General features: G+C 42.7%; 18 protein-coding genes. 5 read left to right on the forward strand and 13 right to left on the reverse strand.

Features of this window, described 5'->3' with window-relative positions:
- Positions 1 to 17: 17 nt before the first annotated feature.
- From MHB37_RS30650 to MHB37_RS30660, 3 genes are all read right to left on the reverse strand, one after another.
- Positions 18 to 1,139, reverse strand: coding sequence for a nitric oxide synthase oxygenase (locus tag MHB37_RS30650; RefSeq protein WP_076191616.1), 1,122 nt, complete (start codon positions 1,137 to 1,139; stop codon positions 18 to 20).
- 139 nt (positions 1,140 to 1,278) lie between these two features.
- The gene (locus tag MHB37_RS30655) at positions 1,279 to 1,557 is read right to left on the reverse strand and encodes a hypothetical protein (RefSeq protein WP_038573810.1); all 279 of its coding nucleotides are present in this window, start codon (positions 1,555 to 1,557) and stop codon (positions 1,279 to 1,281) included.
- 80 nt (positions 1,558 to 1,637) lie between these two features.
- Complete coding sequence (locus tag MHB37_RS30660; protein ID WP_036682244.1) at positions 1,638 to 2,459, reverse strand: methyl-accepting chemotaxis protein; 822 nt, start codon at positions 2,457 to 2,459, stop codon at positions 1,638 to 1,640.
- A 108-nt stretch (positions 2,460 to 2,567) separates the two neighbouring features.
- Between MHB37_RS30660 and MHB37_RS30665 the strand changes: the two genes are divergently transcribed.
- Together MHB37_RS30665 and MHB37_RS30670 are read left to right on the forward strand one after the other, a co-directional pair.
- Positions 2,568 to 3,416, forward strand: a complete 849-nt coding sequence (locus tag MHB37_RS30665) for a metallophosphoesterase (RefSeq protein ID WP_076191614.1) — start codon at positions 2,568 to 2,570, stop codon at positions 3,414 to 3,416.
- Between the two features lie 185 nt (positions 3,417 to 3,601).
- Positions 3,602 to 4,708 carry a PdaC/SigV domain-containing protein gene (locus MHB37_RS30670; RefSeq protein WP_076191612.1) on the forward strand — a complete coding sequence of 369 codons (1,107 nt, stop codon included), beginning with the start codon at positions 3,602 to 3,604 and terminating at the stop codon, positions 4,706 to 4,708.
- Positions 4,709 to 4,771: 63 nt separating this feature from the next.
- Here the strand turns inward: MHB37_RS30670 and hmpA are convergent, their stop codons facing one another.
- The 9 genes from hmpA to MHB37_RS30715 form a co-directional block, all read right to left on the reverse strand.
- Positions 4,772 to 5,977: an NO-inducible flavohemoprotein gene (gene hmpA, locus MHB37_RS30675; protein WP_076191609.1), complete on the reverse strand. Its 1,206-nt coding sequence runs from the start codon at positions 5,975 to 5,977 to the stop codon at positions 4,772 to 4,774.
- Between the two features lie 208 nt (positions 5,978 to 6,185).
- Positions 6,186 to 7,022, reverse strand: coding sequence for a YitT family protein (locus MHB37_RS30680; protein WP_036682251.1), 837 nt, complete (start codon positions 7,020 to 7,022; stop codon positions 6,186 to 6,188).
- 38 nt (positions 7,023 to 7,060) lie between these two features.
- Entirely contained in the window at positions 7,061 to 7,582 is a 522-nt protein-coding gene (locus MHB37_RS30685; RefSeq protein ID WP_076191606.1) for a VanZ family protein, read from the reverse strand.
- A complete protein-coding gene (locus tag MHB37_RS30690; protein WP_076124134.1) occupies positions 7,582 to 8,433 on the reverse strand; it encodes a D-alanyl-D-alanine carboxypeptidase family protein in 852 nt (283 codons plus the stop codon). The genes MHB37_RS30685 and MHB37_RS30690 overlap by 1 nt, the downstream gene beginning before the upstream one ends.
- A 108-nt stretch (positions 8,434 to 8,541) precedes the next feature.
- Positions 8,542 to 9,237 (reverse strand): response regulator transcription factor, encoded by a 696-nt coding sequence (locus MHB37_RS30695; RefSeq protein ID WP_405168806.1) that lies wholly within the window; start codon positions 9,235 to 9,237, stop codon positions 8,542 to 8,544.
- Between the two features lie 112 nt (positions 9,238 to 9,349).
- Entirely contained in the window at positions 9,350 to 10,357 is a 1,008-nt protein-coding gene (locus MHB37_RS30700) for a sigma-70 family RNA polymerase sigma factor (RefSeq protein WP_076191601.1), read from the reverse strand.
- Positions 10,358 to 10,498: 141 nt separating this feature from the next.
- Positions 10,499 to 11,533, reverse strand: a complete 1,035-nt coding sequence (locus tag MHB37_RS30705; RefSeq protein ID WP_076191599.1) for a stalk domain-containing protein — start codon at positions 11,531 to 11,533, stop codon at positions 10,499 to 10,501.
- A gap of 177 nt (positions 11,534 to 11,710) precedes the next feature.
- On the reverse strand, positions 11,711 to 12,175 hold the full coding sequence (locus tag MHB37_RS30710) for a RidA family protein (protein WP_076191597.1): 465 nt from the start codon (positions 12,173 to 12,175) through the stop codon (positions 11,711 to 11,713).
- A 55-nt stretch (positions 12,176 to 12,230) separates the two neighbouring features.
- Positions 12,231 to 13,289: an LLM class flavin-dependent oxidoreductase gene (locus MHB37_RS30715; RefSeq protein ID WP_076191595.1), complete on the reverse strand. Its 1,059-nt coding sequence runs from the start codon at positions 13,287 to 13,289 to the stop codon at positions 12,231 to 12,233.
- Positions 13,290 to 13,573: 284 nt separating this feature from the next.
- On the opposite strand from MHB37_RS30715, the gene MHB37_RS30720 reads away from it, so the two are divergent.
- A complete protein-coding gene (locus MHB37_RS30720; RefSeq protein WP_076191593.1) occupies positions 13,574 to 15,238 on the forward strand; it encodes a diguanylate cyclase in 1,665 nt (554 codons plus the stop codon).
- 55 nt (positions 15,239 to 15,293) lie between these two features.
- Here the strand turns inward: MHB37_RS30720 and MHB37_RS30725 are convergent, their stop codons facing one another.
- Complete coding sequence (locus MHB37_RS30725) at positions 15,294 to 15,635, reverse strand: zinc ribbon domain-containing protein YjdM (RefSeq protein ID WP_036682263.1); 342 nt, start codon at positions 15,633 to 15,635, stop codon at positions 15,294 to 15,296.
- Positions 15,636 to 15,856: 221 nt separating this feature from the next.
- Between MHB37_RS30725 and MHB37_RS30730 the strand changes: the two genes are divergently transcribed.
- Together MHB37_RS30730 and MHB37_RS30735 are read left to right on the forward strand one after the other, a co-directional pair.
- Complete coding sequence (locus tag MHB37_RS30730) at positions 15,857 to 16,195, forward strand: DUF4234 domain-containing protein (RefSeq protein WP_051491231.1); 339 nt, start codon at positions 15,857 to 15,859, stop codon at positions 16,193 to 16,195.
- Entirely contained in the window at positions 16,176 to 16,586 is a 411-nt protein-coding gene (locus tag MHB37_RS30735) for a DUF2752 domain-containing protein (RefSeq protein WP_076124149.1), read from the forward strand. Before MHB37_RS30730 ends, MHB37_RS30735 begins: the two co-directional genes overlap by 20 nt.
- Positions 16,587 to 16,589: the final 3 nt, after the last annotated feature.

Here is a 16,589-nt window from a genome sequence, read left to right on the forward strand (position 1 = left end):
TATACTACCTTCGTTAGCTAGTGAAACGGGCAGGTTGCGACGGGTGATTGTTGATAAAGAAAACGAGGGCTGAAATCATATTCTTTTAACCTACGATCATGCCAAATCGGTGTAGACGAAGGTGACATAGGCGGAATCAGCCAGGACCAGCGCCCTGAGACTTGGCGCCCCTGCTCGTTCTCCTGTTGCTGGAATCGAACAAATTGATCTGCTGCTGTATGGTGATCCACGATGCTGACACCTGCTTGCTTGAAGGAATGCAGCACTGCGCGATTCAGCTCAAGAAGCGCCCGATCCTTCCAAAGCGTTGTGTTGGTGGAGCGATCCAGTCCCATCACATCAGCTATAGCCGGCAAAGTGTTGTATCGTCCGGTATCCCCCAAGTTACGCGAGCCGATTTCAGTCTCCATGTACCAACCGTTAAAAGGAGCAGCCGTGTACAGAATACCGCCAATTTCCAACTGCATGTCCGCGATAATGGGTACAGAATACCAACGGAGCTGAAGCTCAGCAAAACGTTCAATTTCAGGATGTGTTAACGGTACCTCCTGAATGAGGTGATCAGGAATAGGGAAAACGTAAGGATGCCCGTTGCCAATACTGATCACTAACGGCAATACATCATAATCGCCACCCGTTCCTTGCCAACCTAGTTGCTGGCACATTTTTGTGAATTCATCCGATGCCGGATCGCCTGCACGTCCGTGTTCTTCATCGCCAGGATACCCGGCATAACGAATCAATTGGTGGTTCCAGATCCGAATCCGCTGATTCGGATCTTCTCCGCTGCGGAAGACCGTGATGAGTGAACGAATACGTCCTCCGTTGTTCGCCTTTTCCAGATGTCGCAGCAACGCTTCAGCAACTTGTTCCTCAGTCTCTGCTTGGCGTTCATCGATTAGCTCAATGGATTGCCAAAAAAGACGCCCAATGCAGCGGCTATTGTGGCGCCAGGCCATTCTTGCACCATGCGCTAATTCTTCCGTTGTATGTGTGTAACTGCCTGATTGGTTAATTTCCTCATGTACGGCTAGAATGCGATGATCCGTCTCGGCTTCAGACTTATCTAGTTCAGCGTAACATTGTCGAATGAAAGCTTCCGCCTGCCGGGTTAATTCTTCGATGTGCTTGCCATTCATATCCCTTATCCCCCATCTAAACCCTTGCTTAAACTCTCAATCCAGTATAACATCCCTCTTCCTATGCCACATCTTTCAGGGAAAAGCGCATAAGAACAACCCGTGAAGCTTGGAGCTTCACAGGTTGTGGCAGGAACATTTAGCGCTCTGAACGTTTCCCTTGCTTATTCAATGAGGCAAGTCTGCTCTTATCCTCGGTCAACAGTTCTTCAGCCAACTCCACACCTTGAGGACCTAGCCAGTCCTGAGCTTGCTGAATCGCCTGCTCAGTATGTGCCAGGCGGTTCTCAGCCTGTGCCAAAGTCTGTTCTGTTGGATGACTAAGTGCCTGAGAGACAGAGAAATGAAGCTTGCCCAAAGAATTTTTGGCTTGAGTTACATTGTCATTCGCTTGCAGACTGGAATCGGGTTGTTTCATAAATGAAATACGCTCCCTTCTGAAATGCGCCTGTTCTCTTCTAGCATGGTTTGGGTGAAGTCATCTTATGCATTCACTATCTACTGGATAATGGATTGCATAAAGGACGTCATTTCATTACTCGCTTTATTCAGGCGCTCAATGACACCGCTGAATTCAGTGACCAATTCTGCTTGTGAGTGTGAAGAAGCAGAGATCGCTTCAATTTCTTGCTCCATTTGCTTAATGGACTTTTGAACATCACTCAGTGATTTTTCAATATTATGGGTTGCTTCTTTAGTGTTAACGGACAGTTTGCGTACTTCCGTAGCAACCACCCCAAAACCTGCCCCTTGCTCTCCTACACGCGCGGCTTCGATTGCCGCATTCAGCCCAAGCAGGTTCGTCTGCTCAGAAATCTCACGAATGAAGCCGGCAACCTTATTCACTTCTTGTGATTCTGTTACGGCTCTACGCGTATTATCTAATATTTGCTGCGAGGTTGCTGATAATTCCTGAGATTGGGCAGCTACGCTCTGCACCATCTCCATTAGATGACTGCTTATCTCATTAATCTCATCTGTGAATCCTTCAAGCTTATTCTCGTTCTCTAGTGTATAGGCAATGGCAAAAACCCCGATTACATCATCATCCGTTCCGTAGATAGGTACACATGTTGAGATTACAGGAGCTCCATAAATTTCTGCTGGGATTCGGTTAGAGCTTGCTATACCTTTCAGTCCATTTGAAAGCGACAGATCTTCAGGAGGGATAGGGTTACCCTTAACCAATCCGAGATCAATAACTTTACTTGGTGCGTAATAATGGAAGATCTCCCTGTCCGTGATTCCAATCATAATATCCTGCGAGTGAATCTTTTTGAAATAAGGTGCTGCGAGGACTAAGGCATCGATAATACTCATCTCTTCATCTCCCATATTAAAAAAATGTATATGTAGTTTTATCGTCACAATGGGTTATTAAATGAATATTGTCATAGTAGAGTAACAATCCCCGCGTATGATTTGTTTATGAATACTATTAGCAGACGACAATTTCTACAGAAAAGCGCTCAAGTAACTCTAGGCCTTCTTGGAACAGCTGGTGCATCCGGCATCTATTCACATTGGATCGAACCCTACTGGCTGGAAATCAAACATGTAGATATTACACTCCCTAGACTTTCTCCAGCCTTCGATAGATTTCGTATCGTTCATTTTAGTGATTTACATCAGGGGGTATATTCCAAGCCGCAAGCTTTAACGGAGTTAGCGCAGCAAATTCAACATGTAAAGCCAGATCTGATCTGCTTCACCGGCGATTTATTAGATCATTCAGCCGATTATATTTCAGAAGCCGTAGCCTTGTGCTCTCAGTTGCGGGCTCCTTTTGGACAATTTGCAGTATTAGGCAATCATGATGCTTTTGGGACCAGAAAGGTTGTAACGAAAGGGCTAACACAATCGGACTTCCACGTGCTCCATAATGAACATATCGTCCTAACCCAAGGTACGGACAAGCTCTATATTGCCGGAATAGATGATCCTTGGGTCGGAAAAGCAGACATCGCCCAAGCGCTGCTTCATATCCCGGAAGAGGCTTGCACAATTCTCCTGGCCCATGAACCTGATTTCGCCGATGACTTTTGTAAGCTGCCTATAGATCTGCAATTGTCTGGCCATAGCCACGGAGGCCAAGTGCGGTTTCCATTTGTCGGAGCTTTATATACCCCGCCTCACGGAAGTAAATATTCAAGTGGGTTATATCAACTGCCCAACAGCCAACTTCAGGTCTATACCACTCGCGGGATAGGAGTAACTCGTATGCCTGTTCGTTTTAATTGTCGCCCCGAGCTCACCGTAATTACTTTACATTCTTAATGCTAGTGTCTTAATCGTACAAAATGGTTAAAAAGTATATACCTTTTGCATATCTATGCAACAACACTGTAACCGCCTTTGTAATCAAATCTATTTGGGACCTAGGTATAATTGTAGGAGTGATAGAGGAAAAAATATCATATTGCAACTACATAAGCCCATCCTTGGGAAGGAGAGATTAAGTTATGAATAAAAGTATGAAATGGACCTCAGCCATCTTGGCTGCTGGAGTATTGCTTGGAGGGTCGGGACTAGTAGGAGGAACTTCAGTTCAAGCCGCAACTACCGGAGGAAATACGGTAAAACAAGCCGCACAGCAACCCTCTGTAGTGCTTAAATATAAAGGCCAGACCTTATCGCAGCAAGCGAAAATAGTAAACGGTAACACCATGATCCCTTTAACTGTACTACGGGATGCTTTTGGCCTCTCCATTAACTATAATGCAAGCACCAAAACTTATAGTGTAGGCAGCGATTCCATGAAGCTGGACATGGAGGTCTCAGATTACGGTGTTAGTACAACCCTGAATGGCTATTACATTTATAGCATGACCGGCAGTCATGATGTGAAGGTCATCAACGACCGGATTTATGTTCCGTTCAAACTCTTGTCTGACTATTTAGGAGTGCAAGGCGTTTATAATCCTTCATTGAAATCACTTGATCTAAGTAAAAAAGTAATGAATGACATCAAAATTACCTCTGAAACCTTAGATAAGAGCAATAAAAATGCCAGTATCAAAGTACAGTATCCAAAAATCAGTGGCTTAACGGATGAAGTGCAGACTAAGATTAATGCGATCTTCAAAAAGCAAGCTGAACAATTCGTCGCAGAGAGTGAAGAACAGGCTAGCCGTAGAGATGGTACTATAGAGAATAAATATGACTTCTCTCAAACTTTTGTTGTCTCCTTTAACCGTGAAGGGGTTCTGAGCATCGTGACTGATCAATATGGCTATACTGGTGGAGCACATGGTGGAGCCCTTCGTGAAGGATTTACCTTCTCGCTGAAAGACGGCAAACCAATTGAACTTAAGGACCTGCTGAAGGCAGAGCCAAACTACAAACAAAAATTAGATAAAATGTTGAAGGAAAGCACCAAGGAGCTAGCTTTTCCAGATACACCTGGCGGACTAACAGAAAAACCAAACTTCTACGTTTCCGAGAGTGGCCTTGCAATCTTCTACCAACAGTACGAAATTGCCCCTTATGCGGCTGGAATTCCTACGTACACCTTTAATTTCAGTTCAATATTACCAAAGGGAACTAACCCATTCGCTGCCTTCAAATAAACTTCTATTGTAAAAAAGAGCGTCACAGTCATTAGGACTGGGACGCTCTTTTGGTTTTACAGCTTAGGCTTCCAAACTTCCAGCCGGGCCGAAGAATTCATAATGAATTCTGTCTTCAGCCACCTTCCATTCCTTAAGAGCCTTATATATCGCCTTCATAAAAGGAGTCGGTCCGCAGAAATAGAATTCAGAGTTTACGTCTGTTACTTCTTGCAGCCAAGCTAGATCAATATAACCTGTTTTATGGAACGTATCTCCTTCACTTGGAGTTTCATAACATACATAGGATCGTAGGGTAGGATGGGACTGCTCCAAATCCGCCACCATTTCTTTCATAGCATGCAAGCTTCCATTGATGGCTGCATGAATGTACGTTACCTCTCGTTCTGGCTGCATAGCAATTAATGTCTCCAGCATACTTACCATAGGGGTTAGTCCAACCCCACCACTGATAAGAACCACTGGACGATCACTATCTTTATTTAGTACGAAATCACCTGCTGGCGAGCTTACTTCCAATATAGCTCCCACTTGTACGACATCATGAAGGAAAGTAGATACGACTCCAGCCGGTTTATCCGGCCCTTCACCTTCCCGTTTAACTGTGATGCGGTAATACGACTGTCCCGGCGCACTGGACAAACTATAGTGGCGAACATGGGTGTATTCCTCTCCCTCAGGCTGAACACGAACCGTGATGTATTGACCCGGCAAGTAAGAAGCTATAGCCCCTCCATCCTCAGGAGAAAGGTAGAAGGAAGTAATAAGTTCACTTTCTTTAACCTTCTTAGTAACCACAAAGTTTCTAAATCCACTCCAACCCCCGGGAATTTCGGCAGCTTCACGATACTTCTCTGCTTCGACACCAATAAAGGCATCTGCGATCACGCCATACGCCTTTGCCCAAGCATCAATAATTTCCGGCGTCGCCGCATCGCCAAGTACTTGCCCAATAGCAGCTAACAAAGTCTCACCTACGATGGGATAATGTTCAGGTAATACTCCCAATGCCCGATGTTTCTCCGCAATCTGTTTTACCACAGGCAAAATATTTCCCAGCTGATCAATATTCATTGCCGCCGCGAGTACGGCGTTAGCAAGTGCAGTCTGCTGTTTACCTTCCCGTTGGTTGGCATGATTAAATATATTTAGTAACTCCGGATGATTTTCAAATAACATGCCATAGAAAGTAGTTGTGATGGTCTTCCCATGAACCTGCAATACGGGCACCGTTGATTTTATGATTTCAATGGTTTGTTGATCTAACATCTAAATACCCTCTTTCCTGCAATAAATTAATTCCTCTATAAAAAGCATATAGAAGCTGCACATCCCATAGTGTGCGTTCAATCACACGGGAAATTGAAAAAATGTGAACGATCCAATAATTGCAATGATATCCATCACAATAACGTGCCCAAAATCAAAAAAACTATCCAAGCAGCCATTATAGCTTCCGGGATAGCTTTTTATCTTATTATTTTGACAGCTCCACAAAACCTTCTCCGAATACATCTCGTACATCGTGGATGGTAATAAACGCCTCTTTATCAATGGATTTGACGATTTTCTTAAGCATAGTCACTTCCTGCTTGCTAATCACAATATACAGCAGCTCTTTAGGTGTCTTGGTATAGTACCCACGGCCATATATTACTGTGACGCCTCTATCCATAATTCCATTAACCTGTTCAGCAATTTTGTCCTGCTCTTGGGATACAATCGTAACAGCCTTCTTAGGGTTCACTCCCTCAATAATAAAGTCCATTATCTTAGTGGCTACATAGAGCATCACGATCGTAAACATCAGACTTTGTACTCCAATGATGAAATACGAAGCGAACACCACAATTAAATCGACGAGCAGTAGCGCGTAACTAACATTCCAGTCCAAATATTTATGTAGGATTCTGGCGATGATGGTTGACCCTGCAGTCGTTCCACCCACTCGTATAATTAGCCCGATACCCACACCTGAGAAGATACCCCCGAATATTGCATTAATTATCAACTCATCGCTGCCAATATTCCAATTTTTCGTAAGAATCAGGAATAACGAATTGAAAAACACCGCAATAATCGTGTATACCGTCGTAGTTTTGTCTAGAAATTTGTACCCCACAATTAATAATAAAGCGTTAAGAATCAAACTAACAATACCGGGTGACCACTGATACAAATAGTAAGTAATCATAGTCAGTCCCGTGACCCCGCCTTCACCGAACTCGTTCGGAATCACAAACAAATTAACGGCCAAGGAGAATAACAAAGCTCCTACAATGATGGAAACAATATCCGAAATACGCTTTTTCATACCATGCCCCTTCTACCCTAGATCTATATCCACAAATACTAACACCGCTTTGATATAGATGCAATCCATCCGAAAGAAGTCAACAGTCTATAGATACAGTAACCAGCCACCCCGCCGCCAGTGTTCAAAATAAGATCATCCACATCAAAGGTGCCGATATACAATACTAATTGTGTGAATTCAAAACAGAAGCTCAGCGCCAGCGAGAGGAAGAAAACTCTTCGAAACAGCCTTACTTTATGCGATAACAGCATGGGCACCAAGATCCCAAACGGAATAAAGGCCAACAAATTCCCTACTAAATTAATCGATGAAAAAGGATCTGAAAGCGACAGATCGTCCATCCCCCGGGAGATCTCCTTAAAAGGAATATAGTTGCCTCGCCGATTAAAAATCCGGTCTGGATGTTCAAACATACGTCCCGCTTGCTCCCAAAGCGATAATAAGTTCACCGGTGCACCTTTAAATAAAATAATTCGGATTAAAAAATACATATAGACGATAAATATAGCTGCCAGCAAAAGGTTTATAGCAGACTTTTTTTTCGGCTCTTTAGTCATTAATATGTAGTAACAATTATGCCATCCATGTTATCGCCTGACGTCATATATTGCCCTTCCTGTGGAATTTTGATCGTAGTGTATTTGGATACCGGAAAATAACTTACTGTATAAGCCTTGCCGTCTACTGTTGTTGAAATCTCTTTGTTCTCTTTCAAGAAATCCAAATATTGTTCTAGCACAAGCCCTTTCTCATGAATAATGGCGCTGTGCGGCAACCCTACATAACGGAAATGCCAGGGTTCATATTTTATCCCCGTAATCTCGGTTTTGTCTTTCGGATAGCGGAGAATAAAGCCGTATTTCCAGGCATTTTTTTGCAGCCATTTTCCTTCAGGCGCTTTACTCATTTCTGATTGGGACGACCCGATATCCAGAGATAATCCTAAATTATGTTCACTATATTGCGCCGGTAAAGCATAGTCGGAACCTTTTTCCTGATATAATTTCTCTTGCTCTTCAAAGTCCCTGTACCCGCTGCTAATTAAAAAGTGATTCACACCCTCTTTTTCGGCAGCTTTGACCATCTTATTGAATTTATGCGCTACACTTTCAGACAAACGAATCGAGGTATCCAGCAGCCCATAACCCTGCACCAGATCCGCCTGCTCATATAAGGTCACGATATCAGACTTCACACTATCCTCATGTACCGGGTATTGTTTGTTCACCAGCAACAAATCCCCTTGATACACTTGATCTTGTGTTACTACCTCTAAACTATTGTTATTTCTAATAGATTCTTTGCGAATCTTATCATCGTATCCTAAATTACCCGTATTCGGTAAATAACGAGCCGCTGCATACCCAAGCAACAACACAACCAACGCCAAAAAGCCCCACTTCTTCATCAGCAATGTCCTCCCATTTCCTTGATAGGAATAGAATAACGAAGACACTTTAAAGAAAAAGCAGGACAAATATAAAGTTTTTCTTAAAATAAATAAATCTCACTGGCTTTACCCATTAAAAGTATATCCAACGCCCCAGATCGTCTTAATGAATTTATTCTTATTGATGTCTTCACCGAGCTTTTTGCGCAAGGTACGGATATGAACCATGACCGTGTTCCCACTCTCATAATAAGCATCGCCCCATACCTGTTGAAAAATGTTCTCCGCACTAAACACCTGCTTGGAATGACTGACCAATAAATGCAAAATATCAAACTCTTTTGGAGTTAGCTCAATAACCTCACCATAAAGAGTAACCGTATGCTCATCCGGTGAAATCATCAATCCCCGAACCTCTAGCACCGATTTAGGTATGGCAGCGGGCTGACTGAATTGTATGGAGCGCCGCAACTGGGAATTGACCCGGGCGACCAGCTCCATTGGGTTAAACGGTTTGGTCATATAATCATCTGCGCCCATAACCAGTCCGGTGATTTTATCAAGATCGGAAGTTTTAGCACTCAGAAAAATAATCGGCAGATGATGATGCTCCCGAATATGGCGGGTGACCTCGTAACCATCCAGCCCCGGCATCATGATATCCAGAATCGCCAAATCTATCGTTTGCGACTCAATGGCTTGTACCGCTGCCCTTCCATCGGACACTTTGAAGATATGATACCCCTCTTTTTGCAAATGCAAGGCCACCAAGTCGGCAATTTCCGCCTCATCATCCGCAATTAAAATGGTGATGCGCTTCATCTATTTTTCACTCCTATAGGTTGTGCTGTACACTCTTCATCCATTATACCCTAAACTCAAAAACCACTCCTAGAAAGAAGTGGTTTCCGATTAAATCTATGATTTATATAGTCTATTTCCTTTTATTATAGCTGTCTAACAATAGCTCTAATGAAATCCCATTTACTGTGACGCCTGAAAGATTGCAGTCTCTTATATCTACATTCGAAAGATCACAATCTACAAAGGATGTCCCGTTCAGCTGGCATCGCTCAAACTTATTGCCTTTACCGTACAAATGAATATCGTGGAAATAAGCCTCCCCTAGTTCACTATTACTAACCTCTATTTCCCACAGCCCCACTTCATTAAACTTAACAGAATGCATATTGATGTCATTAAAGGTAGTACTGCTCATATTAATATTATCGAATCCGGTCCCCTCCATATTTACATTGGAGAAGTTTGTTTTATGCATATCAATATCATCAAATTCACTCTGGCCCATAGCCACACGACGAAAATTCGTTTCAGTCATTCTTTCATCCTGAAAGACTCTCTTCTTAAATTCGTCCTGTAATTTGTTTTCATTAAGATTATTATTCACGGTACTCAACATCTCCCTTTTTAAGATCGTTCTTGATCTGCGGAGTCTACTCTCAACAGCTTCGCTGGATAAATCAAGGAAATCGGCGATTTCCCTAACCTTGTAATTGTCGATATAGTAGAGAATTGTGACTATACGGTTAGCTTCTGATAGGGTGTTTAAGGCTTTCCACACATCTTGCTGGAGTTCTTTTCTGAGCAGCTGATCTTCGGTAGATTCTGGCTGCGGAACCTCCATTTTTTGCATGAATTCGTAAGCAGTTTTCTTTTTATTTGACCTAAACCAATCCATGCATTCCCGTGCAGTAACCGCATATAACCAACTGGCGAGTTTCTCAGGCTCCTTTAAGTTGGGTAATTTGCGATAGGTTTTAACAAAAACCTCTTGGGCAATGTCTTGTGCGGTATGAAAATCACCCAATTTACCATAAGCAACCCCGTATACTGCATTGGAATATTTGCCGATAAGTACACTGAATGCATCCATGTCACCTTTACACACCTTATCTACCAGTTCTGCGTCCGTACAAGTCACTATTTTCCTCCTTAACATCAAGCTCATAACATAGACGGAAAAGAGACTCAAAAACCGTCTTTATGCCTGCAAATAAATTTTAATGGAGAGGGGATTTCAACTTTTCTTCACCGTGATAATTATAGCCTAATTATTACCTAGCTAAAACAATCTGCGAGCCGTCACCAAACGTTTCTTCCACTTGTCACTTAAGGCTTCATAATGAACGCCAAGCTCCTTGGAGTACGTATGTAGGATCTGATTATTTCCCGCGTAAATCGCCACATGCCCAATATCAAGTCCACGTGCACTGAAGAATAACAGATCCCCTTTGCGCAGCTCGTTAATTCCAACCTCTTTGCCCTCTTTGGCCTGATTGTAAGAGACACGTGGCAGGTCAATTGCCAACACATCCTTAAATACATGTCCTACAAAGGAAGAACAGTCAAAGGTAGACGTCTGGTCAGTAGCAGCACCAAATTCATAAGGTGTTCCCAGATATTTTTCTCCGTAAGCAAGCAGCTCGCTTCCCTGCCGCTCTACAAGAGCCGTACTAGTATAATTGCTATATTTGGGTTTAGCAGATATATAGCCACTCTTGTTATCCTGTGTTCGCACTTCTAACCATAAAGCATCTACTTCTCTAACCACATGTACCTTATCTCCTGCTGACAACATTTGCTGCACCGTTGATTGGGCTGACGAGTCTGGCAAAGTTCGCAGGTTAACCCCATACAGAATTGTCGTATCGTAATCCACTGCCGAGTAGATACGAACGGCACGAGTAGTGGTATCCCACTTCACAGTGCTGCCCAAAGCTTCGCTGACAAAACGCAGTGGCATCATCGTATAACCGCCGGTAATCTGGCCGGGAACCGTTACACTTAAGGACTGGCCATTTTTATTCGCTGCCTGATCACCAATATGATAGGTCAGCACCAGGTCGCCCTTGGTTGCCTTAACGGTCTTGGTATCATTATTCCAAGTAATCTTTGCCCCCTGAGCTTCAAATAACTTACGCATAGGAACTAGTACTGTATCGTTTACTAACAAGGGCTGAGCCCCCAATTGTAGCTGTTGATCATCCAGATAAACGGCTGTAACCGGAGTCTGAGGCGTTGTCGCCGCATAGGCCGGAGCAGTATAGAGCATAGATGTAAGTAGTAAAAGTAACATAGCTTTCTTTTGAAATTTCATGATGTCATCACCTCGTTGATTGATATATACACCTATTGTTACTAAAAAAAGGATGATTAGTTTTGTTACAAATTTTGGGGTAAGCATCTACCTACGGCATAAGCACCTAAAAAAAAGAGGACTACGATCACCTTTCGGTATCATAGTCCTCTTTTTAAATATGCCTCATGGAGCCGGCTAGACAGGTTCCTCAACTTCAAAAATGGAATCAATAATGATCGGAAGATTATCCCTTACAGAAACAGCACCCAATACAGAACGAGCATGAACACCCTTGTCTCCGAACACCTCAAGCATTAAATCTGAACAACCATTAAGCACTTTATGATGTTCTTCAAAAAGGGGATCTGCATTAACGAAGCCTTGAATTTTGACTACTCTTTTCACTTTGTCCAAAGAACCTAAAGCTGTCTTCAGGACGGCAAGGATTTCTATACCCGTTAAACGTGCAAAATGGTAGCCTTCCTTGGTAGTGTAATCTTGTCCCAGCTTCCCTTTGGGATGGCCCGCTGGTCCTTTTCCCGACACAAAACATAAACCATTAACAATTACGTAGTTAGCGTATTTTGCCGCCGGTTCACTAGCCTCGGGCAGGACAACTCCTAATGCTTCGAGTCTGCTCGCTATAGTGTGCTCTGTCATATCCATCTCCCCCTCCATTATCAACAGCTTCAATAATTAAGTAAGATCATAGTTACTACTTAGCTTCAACCTCTGCTTCCCATCTCGATATCTCAGCGCGAACAATGGGTGCTACTTGGGTACCCAATAGCTCAATGGCTCTCATTACATCCTTATGAGGCATTGTGCCAAGCGGCACATGCAGCATAAAACGTGTGATGCCTACTTGCTTGCGCAGGTGAATGATTTTCTCAGCAACGGTCTCTGGGTCACCTACATACAAGGCACCTTCAAATCTACGCGCCGCATCATAGCTTGCACGGGTGTATTGACCCCATCCGCGTTCCCGGCCAATAACATTCATACTAGCTTGTGTAGAAGGGAAGAACATATCGGCAGCCTGCTGATTGTCCTCTGCAATGAAGCCGTGCGAGTGCGAAGCAACGGGCAGCTTCGATACATCATGTCCCGCTTGCGCTGCAGCCTTCTTATAGAGCTTCACGAGCGGAGCAAACTGTAGCGGACTGCCGCCAATGATAGCCAGCACAAGCGGTAACCCTAGTAGACCTGCACGAATTACGGATTCTGTATTTCCTCCGCTGCCAATCCATACTGGCAATGGATTCTGCACGGGACGCGGATAAATCCCCAGATTATTAATGGCAGGACGGTGCACGCCGCTCCAGGTTATTTTTTCGGATTCCCGTATTTTGAGCAGCAAGTCCAGCTTCTCATCGAACAGCTCATCATAATGATTCAAATCATACCCAAACAGCGGGAACGATTCAATAAAAGAACCCCGGCCTGCCATGATCTCTGCGCGTCCATTCGAGATTCCATCCAGGGTAGCGAAATCCTGAAACACACGTACGGGGTCATCAGAGGAAAGTACTGTAACCGCACTGGTTAGCCGAATCTGTGTCGTCTGTGAGGCCGCCGCAGCCAGTAAAACTGCTGGAGAAGACGCCGCATAATCTTTGCGATGATGTTCGCCCACGCCAAATATATCTAAACCCACCTGATCTGCAAGCACAATCTCCTCTACAACCTCGCGCAATCGCTGCGCATGACTTATCACTTCACCCGTCTGAACATCCGGTGTTGTTTCTACGAACGTGCTTATTCCTATTTCCACTTACAAATCCCCCTTAACTATAATTTCCTCTTTAAATTGTTTGTTTGATTATAACACAAGTTAAGGTTAAAAAAGCTAGTCATTCTGTCCAACCCCAGTTTCCCGGGAAACTCATCCTTAAAATTTGCAAAACCACGCTTACAAATAGAGGATTTTGAAGGAATATGTTGAAAGACTCTTAAACAAATAGCGGTTGTCGTAGAACAAATAATCATATGGCAAACGAATAAAATTCAAGGTAACATGAAAGAACTGTTAACCGGGTGGGAGAAGGTGTCACTGAAATGAATATCATGACATGGATTGATTTGTTATTATTTTTTGTTTTGTTCGCTTTGTTCATCTACATATTTGCGTCTGTAACTATCACTAACCTACATAAAGCATACTTAGTTTTTCATTTTACTATGATGTTATGGCCCTTCTGCCAATTCGCTATCAAAACGACCGACGATCCCAAGTTTCAATTGTTTTATGTAAAGATCGCTTTTATCGACTCGGTTCTGTTAACGATTGGCTGGCTTCTGTTCACGGTACTACTCACCGGGAATTCACATCTTCTTCGAAAAAAGAACACATTGATCCTATACATTCTCGCAGCTTTGATCTTAGTAGGGGTGATCGCCAATCCAAACGGAAGTTTTGTTCTCCCTATGAACGGCGGATATATCGAAAGATATTATGGTCCGATTTTTTGGCTGCTTATTATCTTCTTAACCACCAGCGTAATGATTTCTCTGTATATCATCTATTCAGCGCTAGTCTCAAACACTACACAGCGGATCAAAAAACAGGTTGCTCATGTGCTCAAAGGGGTGCTGGTGCTAACGGTATTTATTTTATTGGATGTTTTTCTTAATGTGGTATTGCTTAAATCTGATCCAGTTATTCCAGGGCTGACCTCTCTGGGGATCTTAATCTCGGCAATCTTTTTCGTAATTGCTATCCATCGGGATAAAATATTTGATCTCGTAACCATCGCCCATCAGGATATCATTGACACAATTACAGAAGGAATTCTTGTACTGGATGATAGTGAGACTGTAGTAGAAATCAATCGCTCGCTTTTTCCAAAAATCCATCTGCAAATCGGTGCTCACTTTGACGTGTCGACCATCGCACCCATAGAGCAAACTTCCGGAGCTTTCGATTTATTCCTTCATACATACTTGAACCAGCCCATGGAGAGGACTGAGGTTGAACTATTCTACACCTCACTCGATGCATACATTAACATTACTGCGGCGCCGATTGTGGTAGGTGGAATCAGGGTTGGACGCATTCTCACTTTTCAGGACAGAAGCGAGCTGCATCGCCTCATAGCCGAGACCAATCACCAGAACGAGACCCTGCAAGAGCGTAATGCTACATTAACTGAAATCCAGGATGAATTATCGCAGACTAACCAAAAACTTAAGCAGATGGCCATAACGGACAGCCTAACCGGTTGTTATAATCGTCATTACTTAACGTTGCACTTAGAGCATGAGATCATAGAAAATATGAAACTCAAGCAGCCTTTTGCTATCATCCTTCTGGATATCGACTTTTTCAAAACAGTGAATGATAATTACGGCCATTTAATCGGTGATGTCGTCATTTGCAGCACGGTAGAGGTAATTAAGAAAACGTTGAGGGAGACGGATGTTCTGGCGCGTTATGGCGGAGAAGAATTTATCATTTACTTACCAAATACAGATCAAACACAAGCAAACCACTTAGCAAAACATATCAAATCTATAATAGAAGCTAATAAAGTACATGTAGAGGATGTTGCTCATTCCCTCTCGATTACTGTTAGTATGGGACTGCTGTCCATTAGTAATTTTGCAGCACAATATACAGAAAGCCTGACCAATCAACTAAATGATTTATTCGAATCAGTGGACAAAGCCTTATATCAAGCAAAAAATGCCGGACGAAATCAGATTGTTGAGATTAATAGATAACGTTTAAAATAAAGAATCAGCCTACTTCTGTTGAAGTTAAGCTGATTTTTATTTTTTAGATCTTTTTAACAAACTCGGACTTTAATTTCATAGCTCCAAAACCATCGATTTTGCAATCAATATCATGATCTCCGTCCACTAAACGGATGTTTTTCACCTTTGTTCCTATCTTCAGAACGGATGAGCTTCCTTTTACTTTAAGGTCTTTAATAATAGTTATAGCATCTCCATCATTTAAAATATTTCCGTTGGCATCTCTGACAACCTTGTTCTCTTCACTGCTTTCAGCCTCTGTGTCGAGGCTCCACTCATGCGCACATTCCGGGCAGACGAGCAAACTACCATCTTCATAAGTGTATTCTGAATTACATTTCGGGCAATTTGGCAAAGTTGACATCAAAGTGTCCTCCATTCGTTAATGTAAATCTAGTTGTGGTTCCAGTGCATAGCCTCAAAAGTATATTTCATATTTGGTAAGGTTTCCACTAGATATCAGCAGTAAGTTTGTCTAGATTTCGACAGCGGACAGTAATTCTCAAATATTGTCTTGTATATTTTTTCCTAATTCAATAAGATGGAAATGTCGAATTTTTATGTAAATACATAGGAGAGTGAGTAATGATTAGTCGCAGAAGTGTTGCATTCGCCATTATTTTGTCATTAATTACATGTGGGCTCTATACAATCTATTGGTTTATTGTTCTAACCAATGAGGTAGGCGAACTGAGTGGAGACTATACATTTACAGGAGGAAAACATTTCCTTCTAACGTTGGTTACGTGCGGGATCTGGAGCTTCATTTGGGCCTATCAGGTAGGTAAACATATTGCTGAAGCTCAAAGACAGCGCGGCCAATACCCGTCAGATAATTCAGTGCTTTATGTGATCCTGACACTCTTTGGCCTGGGTATTGTCACGTATGCCTTGGTACAATCCGATGTTAATAAACTGGTATAAGTTTACGATTTATAAAAGGACACATCCTAAACTATTTTGGGGTGTGTCCTTAAGTCTCGTCGGCGTAGTATATCTCAAAGCATGGATACCCTTAACCAATATTAGTATCCCTTGTCCATTTCATGAATGGACTGGATTGTATTGCCCCGGATGTGGAGTCACAAGAGTTATTCTTTCCTTGCTGAAGTTCGACGTTATTCAAGCGTTTAGATTTAACCCGTTGCTGTTTATTTTAGCACCTCTGTATATGTTGTATTGGATTACTAATAAGAAGCAAATCCGGCCTCTTAGCCAGGCAATTATGGCTATAATGTTGATTCTGACCGTTACATTTGGAATACTGAGGAATCTCCCGCTGTTTGAATATTTGGCCCCGACAGTAATTCGTTAACAG

The organism is Paenibacillus sp. FSL H3-0286 (genome assembly GCF_045040705.1).
Lineage (GTDB): Bacteria > Bacillota > Bacilli > Paenibacillales > Paenibacillaceae > Paenibacillus_AQ > Paenibacillus_AQ odorifer.